The organism is Candidatus Streptomyces philanthi, from assembly GCF_059553635.1.
Map to the genome: position 1 here is coordinate 34136 of NZ_JCANQV010000009.1, position 15301 is coordinate 49436.

The 15301-nt window shown below is 74.4% G+C and carries 12 protein-coding genes and 1 pseudogene; 6 read left to right on the top strand and 7 right to left on the bottom strand.

The genetic code is table 11. The features are described from left to right. Positions 1 to 10: 10 nt before the first annotated feature. The 4 genes from AC51EU_RS02740 to AC51EU_RS02755 are packed head-to-tail and all read left to right on the top strand — an operon-like array spanning position 11 to position 4383. The gene (locus AC51EU_RS02740) at positions 11 to 1297 is read left to right on the top strand and encodes an extracellular solute-binding protein (RefSeq protein WP_496264987.1); all 1287 of its coding nucleotides are present in this window, start codon (positions 11 to 13) and stop codon (positions 1295 to 1297) included. Positions 1298 to 1329: 32 nt separating this feature from the next. Next, positions 1330 to 2511, top strand: a complete 1182-nt coding sequence (locus AC51EU_RS02745; RefSeq protein WP_496264988.1) for an acyl-CoA dehydrogenase family protein — start codon at positions 1330 to 1332, stop codon at positions 2509 to 2511. Between the two features lie 31 nt (positions 2512 to 2542). Further along, positions 2543 to 2971, top strand: coding sequence for an SgcJ/EcaC family oxidoreductase (locus tag AC51EU_RS02750; RefSeq protein ID WP_496264989.1), 429 nt, complete (start codon positions 2543 to 2545; stop codon positions 2969 to 2971). A 29-nt stretch (positions 2972 to 3000) separates the two neighbouring features. Then, on the top strand, positions 3001 to 4383 hold the full coding sequence (locus AC51EU_RS02755) for an FAD-dependent oxidoreductase (RefSeq protein ID WP_496264990.1): 1383 nt from the start codon (positions 3001 to 3003) through the stop codon (positions 4381 to 4383). 67 nt (positions 4384 to 4450) lie between these two features. Here the strand turns inward: AC51EU_RS02755 and AC51EU_RS02760 are convergent, their stop codons facing one another. The 7 genes from AC51EU_RS02760 to AC51EU_RS02790 all read right to left on the bottom strand — a co-directional run bounded on the left by AC51EU_RS02760 (position 4451) and on the right by AC51EU_RS02790 (position 13177). Continuing rightward, positions 4451 to 5671, bottom strand: coding sequence for a cytochrome P450 family protein (locus AC51EU_RS02760; protein WP_496264992.1), 1221 nt, complete (start codon positions 5669 to 5671; stop codon positions 4451 to 4453). Positions 5672 to 5836: 165 nt separating this feature from the next. Then, positions 5837 to 7072 carry an acyl-CoA dehydrogenase family protein gene (locus AC51EU_RS02765; RefSeq protein WP_496264994.1) on the bottom strand — a complete coding sequence of 412 codons (1236 nt, stop codon included), beginning with the start codon at positions 7070 to 7072 and terminating at the stop codon, positions 5837 to 5839. Further along, positions 7069 to 8424 carry a condensation domain-containing protein gene (locus AC51EU_RS02770; protein ID WP_496264995.1) on the bottom strand — a complete coding sequence of 452 codons (1356 nt, stop codon included), beginning with the start codon at positions 8422 to 8424 and terminating at the stop codon, positions 7069 to 7071. The genes AC51EU_RS02765 and AC51EU_RS02770 overlap by 4 nt, the downstream gene beginning before the upstream one ends. Before the next feature lie 55 nt (positions 8425 to 8479). Then, complete coding sequence (locus tag AC51EU_RS02775) at positions 8480 to 10231, bottom strand: amino acid adenylation domain-containing protein (protein WP_496264996.1); 1752 nt, start codon at positions 10229 to 10231, stop codon at positions 8480 to 8482. A 16-nt stretch (positions 10232 to 10247) separates the two neighbouring features. Beyond that, positions 10248 to 11423 (bottom strand): epoxide hydrolase family protein, encoded by a 1176-nt coding sequence (locus tag AC51EU_RS02780; protein ID WP_496264998.1) that lies wholly within the window; start codon positions 11421 to 11423, stop codon positions 10248 to 10250. A 182-nt stretch (positions 11424 to 11605) separates the two neighbouring features. Further along, positions 11606 to 12844, bottom strand: a complete 1239-nt coding sequence (locus AC51EU_RS02785) for an RNA polymerase sigma factor (protein WP_496264999.1) — start codon at positions 12842 to 12844, stop codon at positions 11606 to 11608. Positions 12845 to 12853: 9 nt separating this feature from the next. Beyond that, on the bottom strand, positions 12854 to 13177 hold the full coding sequence (locus AC51EU_RS02790) for a YciI family protein (protein WP_496265001.1): 324 nt from the start codon (positions 13175 to 13177) through the stop codon (positions 12854 to 12856). A 330-nt stretch (positions 13178 to 13507) separates the two neighbouring features. On the opposite strand from AC51EU_RS02790, the gene AC51EU_RS02795 reads away from it, so the two are divergent. Together AC51EU_RS02795 and AC51EU_RS02800 are read left to right on the top strand one after the other, a co-directional pair. Further along, positions 13508 to 15043: a class I SAM-dependent methyltransferase gene (locus tag AC51EU_RS02795; protein ID WP_496265003.1), complete on the top strand. Its 1536-nt coding sequence runs from the start codon at positions 13508 to 13510 to the stop codon at positions 15041 to 15043. A 37-nt stretch (positions 15044 to 15080) separates the two neighbouring features. Beyond that, a pseudogene (locus AC51EU_RS02800) lies at positions 15081 to 15301 on the top strand (FAD-binding protein); the annotation flags it as partial.

Here is a 15301-nt window from a genome sequence, read left to right on the forward strand (position 1 = left end):
GGAAGGCCGCATGTCACGGGAATCCGTCATCGACGTCTGGCTCGCCGATCTGACCTTTCCGGGCTACATGGCCCGGCTGACACGCCTGGGAGAGGAATTCGAGCGGGCCCATCCGGAATACACGGTGAACATCCGGGGGGTGCATTACGAGCGCCTTCCCGGGGACATCGCGCGGGCCGCGGCGGAGGGAAATCCGCCCGCGATCGCCGAATACTATTACGACGCCTCGCAGGAGGCCCACGACGCGGTGTCGCGTGACGGCGGGCCGCTGTTCGCGTCCGTGGAGGAGGAGATCGGCGGCCGGGCGGAGATCCTCGGCGAGCCGACCGTGCACGACGACATCGTCCCGGCCGTACGGGCCTATTACACGTATGACGGCTCACTGCGGTCCTGGCCGACCGTGGCCACGACGAGTCTGCTGTTCAGCAACACGGACCTGCTGGAGGCGGCGGGCGTGCCGCGGCCGCCGCGCACCTGGGGCGAACTGGCCGACGCCTGCGCGGCGGTCGCCGCCCTGCCCGGCGGGCCGTCCCACGCCGTCACCTGGGCCAATCACGGCATCTGCTTCCAGCAGGCGCTCGCCGTGCAGGGCGGGCCGCTCGCCGACCACGGCAACGGGCGCGCGGGCCGGGCGCGCCGCCTGGACCTGGCGTCGAAGGAAATGCTGGCCTGGGTCACCTGGTGGAAAGGGCTCCATCGGGACGGCCGTTATCTCTATACCGGGGAGATCGCCGACTGGGCGGGCACCCACCGGGCGTTCGCCGAACAGCGGGTGGCTTTCCGGATCAGTTCCTCGAACGATGTCACCGCGATGATGGCAGCGGCCGAGGAGGGCCGTTTCGGGCTCGCGGTCTCCCCTCTCCCCCACAACGACGACATTCCTTGCGCGGGCCATATGATCGCCGGCACCTCGCTCTGGCTGACCGCCGGACTGGACGCGAGGACCCGTGACGGCGCGCTCGCCTTCCTCCAGTTCCTCAACAATCCGCGCAATGCCGCCGCGTGGCACCAGGCGAACAGTTTCCTTCCGGTGACCGAGGGGGCGCTCGGCCTTCTGGACCGGGAGGGATGGTTCGCGCGCCGTCCCGCCCACCGCGTGGGCAGCGACCAGCTCGCCCGGACTCCGGGGGCGGCGGCGCGCGGGGCGCTGCTGGGCCGGTTCGCGGCGATCCAGGTGCTCATGACGCGGGCGATGGAGGACGTCCTGCTCCATGACGCCGTCCCGGAGGACCGCTTCACGCGGGCCACCGGCGAGGCCCAGGGCCTGCTCGACGCTTACACGGCCGCACTGCACTGACCGCCGTTCCCACCCACCCCAGGAGGATCGCTGTGCTCACCCGCAAGGCACCGACGCGCGACGAACTCGTCGCCCGTGCCGCCGGTCTCGTACCGGCGCTGCGGCACCACACCGGATGGGCGGAGGAGAACCGGCGTCTGCACGACGAGAGCGTCGAGGCGCTCGCCGACGCCGGGTTCTTCAAGCTGCGCGTCCCCGCCCGCTACGGCGGTTACGAGGCCGACACCCGCACCCTGATCGAGGTGGCCGCGCAGCTGGCCCGCGCCGACGGATCGGTCTCCTGGGCCACGTCCGTCTACTGGATTCCCACCTGGATGGCGGGGATGTTCCCGGACGAGGTCCAGGACGAGGTCTTCGCCACCCCCGACGTCCGTATCTGCGGCACCCTCAGCCCCAGCGCCACCGCCACTCCGTGCGAGGGCGGTGTCACCCTCGACGGCCGCTGGTCGTTCATCACGGGCGCCCACCACAGCCACTGGCAGGTCGTCATCGCGGTGCGTACCGGCGGGGACGGCGCGCCGCCGCCGGTCATGGCCCTGGTGCCGATGGCCGATCTGCGCGTCGACGACGACTGGGACACCGCCGGGCTGCGGGGCACCGGCAGCGTCACCACCCTCGCCGAGAACGTGTTCGTACCGGAGCCGCGGGTGCTGCCCCTGCCCGCGGTGCTGGAGGGGCGGTCGGCCTCGGTGCGCGGCGCGGGGACGGCGATGTACCGCGCGCCGCTGCTCCCGGTCGCCTCCGCCTCGTCCGTGGGCACCATGCTGGGCCTGGCGCTCGCCGCCAAGGAGGCGTTCCTGGAGCGGATGCCGGACCGCAGGATCACCTACACGGGCTACGCGCACCAGGCGGAGGCGCCGCTGACCCACCATCAGGTCGCGCGTGCCGCACAGTACGCCGACGAGGCGGAGTTCCACGCCCACCGGCTCGCCGCCCTCGTCGACACCAAGACGGCCGAGGGCGCGCCGTGGTCCCTCGGCGAACGCGTCGCCGCGCGCGCCGGCATGGGAGCCGCGGTCCTGCGCGCCAAGGAGGCCGTCGACGTCCTGGCCACGGCGAGCGGCGCCTCGTCCCTCTACCGGCACGCCCCCATGCAGCGCATCGCCCGCGACGCGCACGCCCTCAGCCTCCACGCCCTGATGCACCCCGACACCAACACCGAACTGCACGGCCGTGTGCTGTGCGGGCTGGAACCCGACACCTCCTACGTCTGAGAGCCCTTCCACCGGAAACGGAGTACGCCCGATGAGCAGCAGCACCCCTTCCCGGACCACCGGCCCGTCCGAGGCCGACCGGGCCGCCGCGGCGGCCGTCCCCCAGCGCATCGTCGCGGCCTGGGCCGACCACGACGCCGACGCGTTCGCCGCGGTGTTCACCGAGGACGCGACGATGATCCTGCCCGGTGTCTACAGCAAGGGCCGCCAGGAGATCCGCTCCTTCATGGCCGCGGCCTTCCGGTCGCGGTTCCGGGGCACCCGGGTGACCGGGCAGCCCGTCGACGTCCGCTTCCCCGGCCCCGACTCCGCGATCCTGATCACCAAGGGCGGCATCCTCGCCCCCGGTGAGACGGAAGTGGCCCCCGAGCGCGCCGTCCGGGCGTCCTGGGTCCTGGCCAGACAGGACGGCCGGTGGCTGCTGGCCGCCTATCAGAACAGCCCCGGCAGCAGCGCCTGACCCGTCCGACGACACAGGAGGTGCTTGCCATGGGCAAGCCGGTGGGAGACCGCGCGGTCGTGCTGGGCGGAAGCATGGCGGGCCTGCTCGCGGCCCGGGTGCTCGCCGAGTCGTACGCCGCGGTGCTGGTGGTGGACCGTGACCGGCTGCGCGGGGTGACGACGGCACGGCGGGGCGTTCCCCAGGGCCGTCATGTGCACGGCCTGCTCGCCCGCGGCCAGCAGGTCCTGGAGGAGTTGTTCCCGGGCTTCACCGAGGAGATGACGGCGGCCGGCGTGCCGACCGGCGATCTGGGCGAACTGCGCTGGTTCTTCGACGGGCGGCGGCTCGAACCGGCCCGTACCGGGCTGACCTGCGTGTCGGCCGCCCGTCCCGTCCTGGAGAGCCATGTACGGGAGCGGGTGGCGGCGCTGCCCGGGGTGGCGTTCGCGGAGGAGTGCTCCGTCGTCGGCCTGGTGGCGTCGCCGGACCGCGGCCGGGTGACCGGGGTCCGGCTGGCGCGCGGGGACGCGGAGGAGGTGGTGGACGCCGATGTGGTGGTGGACGCCACCGGCCGCGGTTCCCGTACGCCCGTGTGGCTGGAGGAGCTGGGCTACGGCAGGCCGTCCGAGGAGCGGATCAAGGTCGATCTGTCGTACACGACCCGGCACTACCGCCTGCCGGACGAGTCGGTGCTGCACGGCGACCTGTCGATCAACCCGGTGTCGTCGCCCGCGCATCCGCGCGGCGCGTTCTTCTCCCGGATCGGGGGCGGCCGGTGCGTCCTGTCGCTGACCGGTGTGCTCGGCGACAGCGCGCCGACCGACCCCGAGGGGTATCTGGCGTGGGTGCGGTCGCTGCCGGTGCCGGACATCCATGAGGTGATCAAGGACGCGGAGGCGCTGGACGAACCCGTCGTCATCCGCTACCCGACGAGCGTCCGGCGCCGTTACGAGCGCCTGCCCCGCTTCCCCGGGGGGCTGCTGGCGGTCGGCGACGCGGTGTGCAGCTTCAACCCGGTGTACGGGCAGGGCATGACCGTCGCGGCCCTGGAGGCGCTGGCGCTGCGGGGCCATCTGCGAGACGGCCCGCCGCGCCCCGCGGAGTTCTTCCGGGACATCGCCCGGACCATCGATGTGGCGTGGGACATCTCGGCCGGCGGCGACCTCGGCTTCCCGCAGGTGCGGGGGCGCCGTACGGCGCGGATCCGGCTCGCCAACGCGTACATGGCCAGGGTCCGGGCCGCGGCCACCCGCGACGGCGAGCTGACCCGGACGTTCATGCGGGTGGCCGGGCTCATCGATCCGCCGCAGGTCCTCACCCGGCCCGCGACGGTGTGGCGGGTCCTGCGCGGGGGGAAGGGCGGCGGGCCGGCCGCATCGCCGGCCGCGCGGCCCGGTGCCGCGGCGGGTGCGCGCCCGCGCGGCGGCTGACCGTCTCGGCACAGGTGCGCCGCCCCGGTGGATTCCGGGGCGGCGCTTCCGTGTGCGGGGCGGGGCGTCAGGGTCCCAGGCGGACCGGGAGGCTGCGGTGGCCGTTCATGATGAACGTCGGCAGTGCCCGCAGCTCGTCCTTCGGGACCGCGAGGCGCAGGCCGGGGAAGCGGCCGAAGAGCGAGGACAGGCCGATGGTGGCCACCGAGCGGGCGATGCCCGCGCCGAGGCAGAAGTGCGGGCCGTGGCCGAACGAGAGGTGCTGCTTGTCCCGGCGGGTGAGGTCGAAGACCTCGGCGTCGGCGCCGTGCAGGGCCGGGTCGCGGCCCACGGCGCTGTAGTTGACGAGGATGGGGTCGCCGCGGCGGATGGTCACCCCGTCGAGGGCGATGTCCTCGACGGCGTACCGCAGGGGAAGGTGCGCCAGCGGTGACTCCACCCGCAGCGTCTCGTCGATCACGTCGTCCCAGGACGCCCGCCCGGACGTCACCAGGGCGAGCTGGTCGGGGTGGGTGAGCAGGGCGGTGATGGCGTTGTCGAAGAAGTTGATCGTGGTCTCGGAGCCGGCGCCCAGGACGGCGAAGATGGTGTCCGCCAGTTCCTCCTCGCTCAGCCGGGAGCCGTCCTCGTCCCGCGCCGCGACCAGGTCGCTGGTGATGTCCTCACCGGGCTCCCGGCGCTTGGCGGCGATGAGTTCGGCCATCGCGCCGCGCCAGCCCTTCAGCACGGCCTGCGCCTGCTCGGGGGTGACGGTGGTGTCCACCATCATGTCGATGACCTTGGCGGTCTCGGCCCTGGCCTCCTCGGACATCCCGATCAGGTCGGCGACCAGCCGGGCGGGCAGCGGGTACGCGAACCGCTCCCGCAGGTCCACCACCTCCTCCGGCGCCGCGGCGAGGCCGTCGAGCAGTTCGCCGGTGAGCTGGACGATGCGGGGCCGGATCGCCTGGGTGCGCCGGGGGGTGAACGCGTTGCCGACGAGCCGGCGCAGCCGGACGTGGTCCTTGCCGTACGCGGTCACCATGTTGTCCATGGCGATCCAGCTGATCAGCTCCCAGTCGGGCGGGATCTCGCCGTTGATGAACGCCGGCCAGTGGTTCCGGGCGCTCTTGGTGACCCGGGGGTCGGCCAGCAACTGCTTGACGACGGCGTGGCTGTTGACGGACCACGCCAGGACGCCGCCGGGCAGCTCCACCCGGACGGCGGGGCCCATCGAGCGCAGACGGGCCGCCTCGGCGTGCAGGCCCCGGCCGCTGGGGTCGAGGGCGACGGGACAGCGGTTCCTCATGGAGGTCTCCCACAGGTCTGCCCGGACGGGTACCGCGGGACGGACCGGCCCGGTCCCGGCGGCGTGCCGCGGGACCGGGCCGCGTCCGCGCGGGACGCCCGGGGGCGGATCGGACGGGGGCCCGGCGCACGGGACGTGCGCGCCGGGCCGGGACGTGCGCGGGTCCTAGGCGGGGCCGGTCCCGAACCGCTCCTGTGCCAGTTCGCGGTTGGCCCGGCCGGACAGGAAGACGCCGAGGCCGGCGTGGCTGTGCAGCATCGACATGTCGCGCCACACGCGTTCGAGGCGTTCGCCGTGGCGTACCGCGCTGGAGCCGGCCATGGGGAGCAGTTGCCCCTCGACGGCCCGCCAGCACAGCCGGACCGCCTCCCGGCCGATCATGGCGAGCCGCAGCTCGCGCTCCCTGGTGAAGCCGGCGGGGTCCCCGGCGCACAGCGCGCTCCACTGCCCGACCGCGTGGAGCACGGCGGCCTCGGCGGCCTCGATCATCCCGGCGGCCTCGCCGTAGCGGAACTGGTGGTCGGGGTCCTCGGTGCGGTCGGTGATCGGCAGGAAGATCGTCTTGCGGGTGCGCATCAGCTCCTCGAAGGTGTCGAGGGCGCCCTTGGCCATGCCCACGGCGAGGATGCCGAGTTCCAGCAGCATGAAGCTGAGGGGGCCGCCGCCGTACTCGGGGCCGTGCAGGGCACGCCCCGGCAGCCCGTCGGGGACGGAGACCTGGCTCAGGTGCGCGGGCAGGGTGAAGTGCGCGGGGAGGCGGGCGTCCTCCATGGCGATGCCGTGGGAGCCGCTGCCGCGCAGCCCGAGCTGGTGCCCCCAGTCGTCCAGGAGCCGCCACTTCTCCCGTGGTGCGACGAAGAGCAGCGGTGCCGGGGGGCCGCCGTCGGGCGGGGTCACCAGGGTGTGGCCGAGGAAGTGGGTGGCGTACGGGGCGCCGGAGCAGTACTTCCAGGTGCCGCTGACGCTCCAGCCGCCGTCCGGGGAGCGCCGTGCGGTGCCGGAGGGTGCGACGGTGGCGGGGCAGAGGAAGTCGCCGGACCCGAAGAGTTCGGCCTGGGCCGGCTCGTCGAAGAGGGTGCCGACGGCGAGGGCGTGGGCGGCGCCGAAGAGGTACATCCAGCCGGTGGAGGGGCAGCCGCGGGCCAGCGCCATCGCGACCCGCGCGAAGGTCTCCACGCCGAGTTCGTGTCCGCCGTAGCGGCGGGGCACCAGGATGCGGTAGAAGCCGGCGTCGGCGAAGCGTTCGTGGGTGTCGCGGGCGTAGTGGGTGCGGCGCTCGGTCTCGGCCTGCCGTGCCACGAGGGTGGGGGCGAGGGCCTCCGCGCGGGCGACGACCTCCTCCGCGGTGGGGCCGGGCCCGGCCGGCGCGTCCGTGGGGGGTGCCGCTTCCCTGGTGTTCACAGGTCCTCCAACGGGGTGCCGGGGTCGGCGACCCCGTGGCGCAGGACGGCGGTGAACCCGTCCGCCAGGGCCGTCACCGTGGCGCGGTCGAACACCGTGTGGTCGTACTTGACGCTGCCGACGATCTCCTTGGTGGGCAGCACGTCCATCGCCCACAGGACCCCGTCGGGGATGGCGGAGCTCACCTCCTGGGAGCGCACCCGCCGCCGTATCGCGGTGAACTCCGAGCCGCCCCCGTCGCCGCCGGCCGTGCCGGGCGGGTACTGGAGCCCCTCGAAGGCGACCACGGCGCGGGCCGGGTCGGCGAACTGCCGGACGAGTCCGGGCACCTCCGCGACGATATGGGCGAACGGGATGTCGTGCGCGTACGCCTCCAGGCAGCCGGCCCGGGTGCGCTCGACGAGGTCGCGGAACGTCCGGCAGCCGGTGGTGTCGGTGCGCAGCGGAAGGTAGTTGAAGAACGGGCCGACGGTGTGCAGGAAGCGTTCCTCGTAGCGGCCGGAGGTGAAGGTCGGCACGACCACGTCGGCGGCCCCGGTGCGCCGGCGCAGCAGCAGGTTGTAGGCGGCCAGCATGACGATGAACGGGGAGCTGCGCACGCTCCTGGCGAAGTCCAGGACCGCGGCGGACAGCTGGGGGTCCCAGGCGAAGCGGTGCACCCCGTAGGCGGGTTCCGTCGCCAGGTCGCGGGGGCGGTCGGTGGGGAGGGCGGGGATCTCGGCGCCGGCCAGCGCCGCGCGCCAGTGGGCGCGGGCGGCGGCCGTGGCGGGGTTGCCGCCCGACTCCTGCTGCGCCAGCGCGAACGCGCGGTAGGGGACCGGCTCCGGCAGCGCGGCCACGGGGTGTCCCTGGCGTGCGGCGCAGCGGGCCGCGAGGTCGCGGGCGATCACGTCCATGGACCAGGCGTCGGTCGCGGTGTGGTGCACGGCCAGTACCAGGACGGCGTCCGTGGCGTCGTAACGGCCCAGGAACGCCCGCAGGTGCGGGAGTTCGCGCACGCTGAAGGTGCGGGAGTCGACGGCGTTGAGGAATTCCTCGGCGCGGGCGTCGCGCGAGGCGGCGTCCGCGCCGTCCAGGTCGGTGACCGTCAGCCGCACCGGGCCCGGCGGGTGGACGGTCTGGTGCCGGTCGCGGCCGTCGCGGCCGACCGAGGTGCGCAGCGCCTCGTGGCGGGCCACCACGTCGTCCAGGGCGCCTTGCAGTGCCGCGCGGTCGAGTGCTCCGGTGACCCGCCAGCCGCAGACGAGGGTGTGCCGGTGGCCGAAGGCCCCGGCGTGGTCCCCCTTGTCGTAGGAGCACAGGAATTCCTGGTTCAGCGAGAGGGGGACGGCGGGCGTCTGCGTCACTTCCATGTCTCTCCAGTCCTGGCGGGTGGTCTCGGGGGGCGGGACGGACGTGTCCCGCGGGTCATCGGGAGGCGGTGAGGGCGGCGATCCGTGCGTCCAGGTCCGCGACCGTGGGGGCGTCGAACACATCGCCGACCGACAGTTCGACACCGAGCCGGGCCCGGATGCGGCCGACCAGGCGGGCCGCCAGCAGGGACTGCCCGTCGAGGTCGAAGAAGTCGTCGTCCAGGCCCACCCGGGGCGTGCCGAGCACTTCGGCGAACAGGGCGCACAGCGTCTCCTGGCGCTCGCCGCGCGGTGCCCGGTAGGCCGGCGCGTCCGGGGAGGCGGGGTCGGGCAGGGCGGCGCGGTCCAGCTTCCCGTTCGGGCTCAGCGGCAGGGCGTCCATCCGTACGTAGGCGGACGGCAGCATGTACGAGGGCAGCAGCGCGCGGGCGTGGGCGCGGAGCGCGGCCGCGTCGCAGTCCTCGGTGCGGGGGACGAAGCAGGCGACGAGGCGTTTGCCGCCGGTGCCGTGCTCCCGTACCGCCACCGCCGCCTGGGCGACGCCGGGGTGGCGCTCCAGGACGGCCTCGACCTCGCCCGGCTCCACCAGGAAGCCGCGGATCTTGATCTGGTCGGTGGCGCGGCCGGCGAAGACGAGGGTGCCCTGCGGGGTGCGGCGCATGAGGTCGCCGGTGCGGTACATCCGCCCGCCGGAGAACGGGTCGGTGACGAAGCGTTCGCCGGTCAGCCCGGGGCTGCCGAGGTAGCCGCGGGCGAGCCGCTCGCCGGCCAGGTACAGTTCGCCGGCGGCGCCGTCGGGCACCGGGGTGAGGGTGTCGTCGAGGAGGTGGGCGCGTACGCCGTCCATGGGGCGGCCGACCGGGACGTACTCCTCGGGCGGGTCCTCGGCCGTCATCGGCGCGCTGACGGCGAACAGTGTCGTCTCGGTCGCGCCGTACATCGCGCGGACCACGGTGCCGGGGCAGGCGTCGAGCACCCGGCGCACCGCGGCGGGCGCGATGACGTCGCCGCCGGTCAGCACCTCGCGTACGCCCGTGAAGCAGTCCGGCGCGATGTCCGCGAGGACGCGGAAGAGCCCGGCGGTCACATGGATGCCGGTGATCTCCTCCTCGGTGATCAGGCGCCGCAGGGTGGTGGCCTGGAGGGGCGCTCCGGGCGGGGCGACGACGACGCGCCCGCCGTGCAGCAGCGGCACCCAGATCTCGTACGAGGAGACCGCGAAGGCGTGCGGGGCGATCTGGAGGACGCGGGTGTGCCGGCCGCCGTCCCAGCAGGAGTCCAGTACGGCGTCGAGGACGCCGCGGTGGGTGGCGACGACGCCCTTGGGCCGCCCGGTGGAGCCCGAGGTGAACATCACGTGTGCCGCGTGTTCCGGGCGCACCGGCGCGCCGGGGTCGGTGGCGGGCAGTGCGGGCAGCGCGGGGTCCTCGGCCGGGAGGAGGGTCTCGCGGGCGCGCGGCAGTCCGCGTTCCCGCATGGCCGCGTCGGTGAGCAGGACGGGCCGGCCGGCCCGGTCCATGATCTGCTGCATGCGTTCCAGGGGGTACGCCTCGTGCAGGGGCAGGTAGCAGCCGCCGGCCTTGAGGGTGGCGAGGAAGGCCACGACGACGTCGGCGGAGCGTTCCATCAGTACGGCCACGGGGACGTCCGGTCCCGCGCCGAGGCCCCGGAGCCGGTGGGCGAGCCGGTTGGCCCGTTCGTCCAGTGCGCGGTAGGTCAGGCGGAGGGTGTCCGCCGACACCGCCGTGGCGTCGGGGGTCCGGCGGGCCTGGAGCGCGAAGCGTCCGTGCAGGGTCGAGGGGGCCATGGCGTCCTTCCGTGGGTCACCGGCCGCCGGTGGGGGGCCGTCGCAGCGAGCGGGCGAATGCGCGGATGTCGCCGACCAGGAGGCCGGGCTGCTCCATCGCGGCGAAGTGGCCGCCGCGGTCGCACTCCGTCCAGTGGGTGAGGGTGGGCAGCTGGCGTTCGGCGAGACGCCGCAGGGGCACGAAGATGTCACGGGGGAAGACGGCGACGCCCACGGGGACGGCCGGGGGCTCCGGTCGCTGTCCGCTCGCCGCGCTGCGCACGGCCGCGGCGCCCTCGTAGTAGAACTGGGCCGAGGAGCCGGCGGTGGCGGTCAGCCAGTAGTGCGTGACGACGGTGAGCATCCGGTCCCGGTCGACCGCGTCCTCGGGGAGCTTGTCGGTGCCGGTCCAGTCGTGGAACCGTTCGACGATCCAGGCGAGTTGGCCGGCGGGTGAGTCGGTCAGGGCGTAGGCGAGGGTCTGGGGCCGGGTCTGCTGCACCTTCATGTAGCCCGACAGGTCCGTCTCGAAGCGGCTGAGCCGGGCCAGGCGTTCCAGGTCGGAGGGGCTCAGGTCGTCGAGTTCGCCAGGTTCCCCGGTCGGGAACGTCATCAGCATGTTGACGTGGACGCCCATCACGTGGTCCGGGTCGCACCGCCCGAGTTCCAGGGAGACCACCGAGCCGGCGTCGCCCCCCTGGGCGAGGTAGCGCGGGTAGCCGAGCCGCCGCATCAGTTCGGCCCAGGCGGCGGCGATGCGGGGGACGTGCCAGCCGGTCTGCCGCAGCGGGGTGGAGAAGCCGTACCCGGGGAGGGACGGGATCACCAGGTGGAAGGCGTCGCCGGGGTCGCCGCCGTGGGCGCGGGGGTCGGTCAGCGGGCCGATGACGTCGAGGAATTCGAAGACCGAGCCCGGCCAGCCGTGGGTGAGGAGCAGGGGCGTCGCGACGGGTTCCGGGGAGCGGACGTGCAGGAAGTGCACGGTGGCGCCGTCGATGGTGGTGCGGAACTGCGGGTGGCCGTTCAGCCGGGCCTCCGCGGCCCGCCAGTCGTACTCCGTCCGCCAGTACCCGGCCAGTTCCCGCAGGTAGTCCGCGGGGACGCCGCGTTCCCAGCCGGTGCCGGGCGGTTGGTCGGGCCAGCGGGTGCGGTCGAGGCGGGCCCGCAGGTCGTCGAGGTCCTCCTGGGGGACGCGGACGCGGAAAGGTCGCATGGTGTGACCCCGTTCGGTTCGAGGTGCTCCACTACGGGGGACGGGGCACCGGGCCGCTCGTCCCTGCCCCTGCATCGTCCGGCCCGGCCGCTGCCCCGCGCATCTCCGCATGTGCTCCCTGGGGCCCGTTCACCTCCCCGCCGTCGGCCCGGAGGGCGGGCCGTGACGGCACGCCCCGGCGGTCAGCCGCCCGCGAGTTCCGTGAGGCGCTCGGTGAGGAAGGCGCGTTCGGCCTCGTTGTCGGCGAAGTCCAGGGCCGCGCGGTAGGCGGTGACGGCCTCGGAGCGGCGGTCGAGCCGGCGCAGCAGATCCGCCTTGATCGCCTGGAGGTAGCGGTAGTTGGCCAGCCGTCCCCCGTCCTCCAGGGACTCGACCTCGGCGAGCGCCGCGCCGGGGCCGCGTACCATCGCGACGGCGACGGCCCGGTTGAGGGCGACGACCGGTGAGGGCCACACCCGCATCAGCGCGTCGTAGAGCGTCAGCACCTGGGGCCAGTCCGTCTCGGCGTAGCTGTCCGCGGTGGCGTGCAGCGCGGCGATGGCGGCCTGGAGCGCGAACCGGCCCGGGTGGCCGGGGGCCCGCAGCGCCTCGACGACCAGCAGATGCGCCTCCTCGATGGCGTCCTTGTCCCACGCCGAGCGGTCCTGCTCGGACAGGAGCAGCAGCCGGCCGCCGGCGTCGGTCCGGGTGCCGCTGCGGGCGTCGGTGAGCAGCAGCAGGGCCAGCAGTCCGGGGACCTCCGGCTCATGGGGCATCAGGCCGCGCAGCATGCGGGCCAGGTCCAGGGCGCGTTCCACCAGGTCGCCGCGGACCAGGCGGTCCCCGGACGGCGCGGTGTGCCCGGCGGTGCCGAGCAGGTGGATGACGGTGAGGACGGCGTCCAGGCGCTCGGGCAGGTCCTCCTCGTCCGGGACGCGGTAGGCGATGCCGGCGGCCGAGATCTTCTTCTTCGCCCGGGTGAGCCTGGCCGCCATGGTGGTCTCGGACACCAGCAGGACGCGGGCGATGTCGCCGGTGCTCACCCCGCACACCAGCCGCAGGGTCAGGGCCACCTGCGCCTCCCTGGCGAGGGCCGGGTGGCAGCAGGTGAAGATGAGGCGGAGGCGGTCGTCGGGGACCGCGCCCCGGTCGTCGTCGGCGTCGTCCACGACGTCGGGCTCCACCAGCAGCGGCAGCTTGGCGCGCAGCGTCTGTTCGCGGCGCAGCGCGTCGAGGGCCTTGCGTTTGGCCGTGGTGGTGAGCCAGGCGCCGGGGTTGCGGGGCACGCCGTCGCGGGCCCAGGCGTCCAGCGCGGTCACATAGGCTTCCTGCACGCACTCCTCGGCGAGGTCGAGGTCGCGTGCCACGCGCGCCGTCGCGGCCAGCACAAAGGCCCATTCGCGGCGGTGTGCCTCCGCGACGGCGTGTTCCACGGGGGACATGGAGGGGCGTTACTCCTGGATCAGCGGCCGTACTTCGACGCCGCCCCGGACGATGGGCACCAGCTTGGCCACGGCCACCGCGTGGTCCATGTCGCGTGCCTCGACGACGAAGACACCGCCCAGGGCCTCCTTGGTCTCGATGAACGGCCCGTCGGTGACGATGTCGCCGCGGACCGTCCGTGCCGTTCCCGGCCGTTGCATCGCCTGCTCGTTCACGATCCTGGCGCCCAGCCGCTCGACTCCCGCCGCGACCCGCCCGTGCTCCTCCAGGACCTCCGGCGGCAGTTCCTCCGGGGGCACCTGCTCGAAGATCAGGACCGCGTACTGGGGCATTTCTTCTCCTTCTGCTTCCTCCGGCCGGCACCGCCGGCGTGGACCGGGCATGCGCAACGGCCGTGCCCTCGACGATTCTTCCGCGTCTGCCGCGCAGCGGCCACTTCAGCCACGCGGGCAACGGCGGCGGAACCGTCCCCCATCGTGACGACGAACGGGGAGGTACCGGAATCGACAGTCCGCCCGCCCCGTTCCGTTCCTGTTCCGCTCACAGGTGAGCACGGGGAGAGAAGCCGTGGCGCGGCGCCGGTGCCACGATCTGGTCTGCGGGTGCCCCGTACCGGGCGACGCCCCGGGAGCGGCCCGCCTCCGAGGAAAGGACACGGTCCGATGAGTGCTCCCCCGGTCCGGCCGGCGGTCGCCGCCCTGCTGGACGCCTTCACCGACGCGCCGCCCGACGCCCGTGACGCCCCCTTCCAGCGCCTGGCCGCCGCCCTGTGGCGGGACGGCGCCCTCACCGAGGACGCGGCGGACGGCGCACGCGCCCTCGTGGCGCGGCTGCCCCTCGCCGACGACGCCCACCAGGGCCATCTCGCCGTCCTGCTCGGCCTGCTCGCCGAGGGCCGGCCCGCCTCCCCCGGCACCGAGACCTTCCGGGCGGTCCGTGCGGGCCTCGGCCTGTACCTGGACCTGCTGCGCCCGGAGACAGCGGGCCACCCGCTGACGCCGGCGCTGCTCTACCTCCTGTCGCACTTCCCCGACGACCGCGACCGCGTGCTCGCCGCCGTCGCGCCCCTCGGTCTCGACGCGGACGACACCTCGCGGCTCGACCGCGCGCTGCGGCGCCTCGACCCGCGCGCACCGGACCTCGGCCGGGTCTGGCCGTCCCCCTCCGCGTGGTGCCTCACCGACGACGAGCGCGGCTTCGACCGCGCCTGGATCGACGCGCTGACCCCCGAACAGGCCGCCGCCGCCTGGGAGAACGACACCCGCACCGTCCGCGGCTACTCCGGCGCCAAGGCGTACTGGTCCGTGTGCAACGGGCCTGTCGCCACCGTCCCCGCCCCCGTGCTCCCGCCCCGGGACCGCGCGGTGGCGGACGCCGCCTCCGGCACCGGCCTCCTCGCCCGGCACTCCGCCGCGCTCCGCTGCCCGTCCTGCCGGCGCGCGCTGGACCTCCGGGACGACGGCGCGCGGTGCGCCGGCTGCGCGGCGGTGTACCCGGCCGCCGGCGGACTGCTCGACCTCACCCCCGGGGCGGGCGACGGCGGCCGCGACGACTTCCTGCTGAAGCTGTCGCAGATGCCCAGCATGGGCCTGTTCTACGAGGCGGTGGCCCGCCCGGCGTTCCTGCGGGTGTCCGGGATGAACTGGGGTCTGCCGGTGACGCCGGACGACGAGGACCGGTACATCGCCGCCCAGGTGCGGCCGGTCGCCGGCCCGGTGCTCGACCTGGCGGCCGGGGCGGGCCGCTGGACGACGACGCTGGCGAAGGCCGTCGGCGCCGACCGGGTCATCGCCGTCGACAACGCGCCGCCCATGCTCAACGTCCTGCGGGCGCGGCTGCCCGAGGTGCCGGCGGTGCTGGCCGACGCGGCGGACCTGCCCTTCGCGGACGCGTCGCTGGGCGCGGTGCTGTGCTGGAACGCGCTCCAGGCGTTCCCCGCCGCCGCGCCCCGGGCGATCGCCGAGGCGGGCCGCTGCCTGCGTCCCGGCGGCACCCTCACCCTGATGACGTTCACCTACGCCGCCGACCCGGTCTACCGCTACTTCCAGCGCTCCCACCGCTTCCCGCAACACACCGACGGCCTGCGTCTCTTCACGCGCGCCGAGGTCCGGCGGTGGGTGGACGAGGCGGGGCTGACGGTGCGCGAGGAGTCGGGTCCGGGCACCTTCCTGTTCCTGACGGCCGAGCGGACCCGGTGAACGGCGCCCGGGGTCACGGAGGAAAGGGGAGCACGTCATGACGGGGATCGCCCTGCCCGGTGAGCCGGCGTACGCGGAGGCGGCACAGGTCTTCAACCTGGCGGCGCCGGCCGAACCGGCCGCGGCGCTCACCGCCCGCGGTGTCGAGGACGTACGGACGGCGATCCGGTACGCGACCGCGCGGGGCCTGCCGCTGCGGGTGCACGCGACCGGGCACGCCGCGGCGGCGACCCGCCCCGTGCGCGGCTGTGTACTGGT

Bases quoted from the DNA above. Each gene is read 5' to 3' on its own strand.
- AC51EU_RS02740 (WP_496264987.1), top strand. From the start codon at position 11: ATGTCACGGGAATCCGTCATCGACGTCTGGCTCGCCGATCTGACCTTT.
- AC51EU_RS02750 (WP_496264989.1), top strand. From the start codon at position 2,543: ATGAGCAGCAGCACCCCTTCCCGGACCACCGGCCCGTCCGAGGCCGAC.
- AC51EU_RS02755 (WP_496264990.1), top strand. From the start codon at position 3,001: ATGGGCAAGCCGGTGGGAGACCGCGCGGTCGTGCTGGGCGGAAGCATG.
- AC51EU_RS02760 (WP_496264992.1), bottom strand. From the start codon at position 5,671: ATGAGGAACCGCTGTCCCGTCGCCCTCGACCCCAGCGGCCGGGGCCTG.
- AC51EU_RS02770 (WP_496264995.1), bottom strand. From the start codon at position 8,424: ATGGAAGTGACGCAGACGCCCGCCGTCCCCCTCTCGCTGAACCAGGAA.
- AC51EU_RS02775 (WP_496264996.1), bottom strand. From the start codon at position 10,231: ATGGCCCCCTCGACCCTGCACGGACGCTTCGCGCTCCAGGCCCGCCGG.
- AC51EU_RS02780 (WP_496264998.1), bottom strand. From the start codon at position 11,423: ATGCGACCTTTCCGCGTCCGCGTCCCCCAGGAGGACCTCGACGACCTG.
- AC51EU_RS02785 (WP_496264999.1), bottom strand. From the start codon at position 12,844: ATGTCCCCCGTGGAACACGCCGTCGCGGAGGCACACCGCCGCGAATGG.
- AC51EU_RS02790 (WP_496265001.1), bottom strand. From the start codon at position 13,177: ATGCCCCAGTACGCGGTCCTGATCTTCGAGCAGGTGCCCCCGGAGGAA.
- AC51EU_RS02795 (WP_496265003.1), top strand. From the start codon at position 13,508: ATGAGTGCTCCCCCGGTCCGGCCGGCGGTCGCCGCCCTGCTGGACGCC.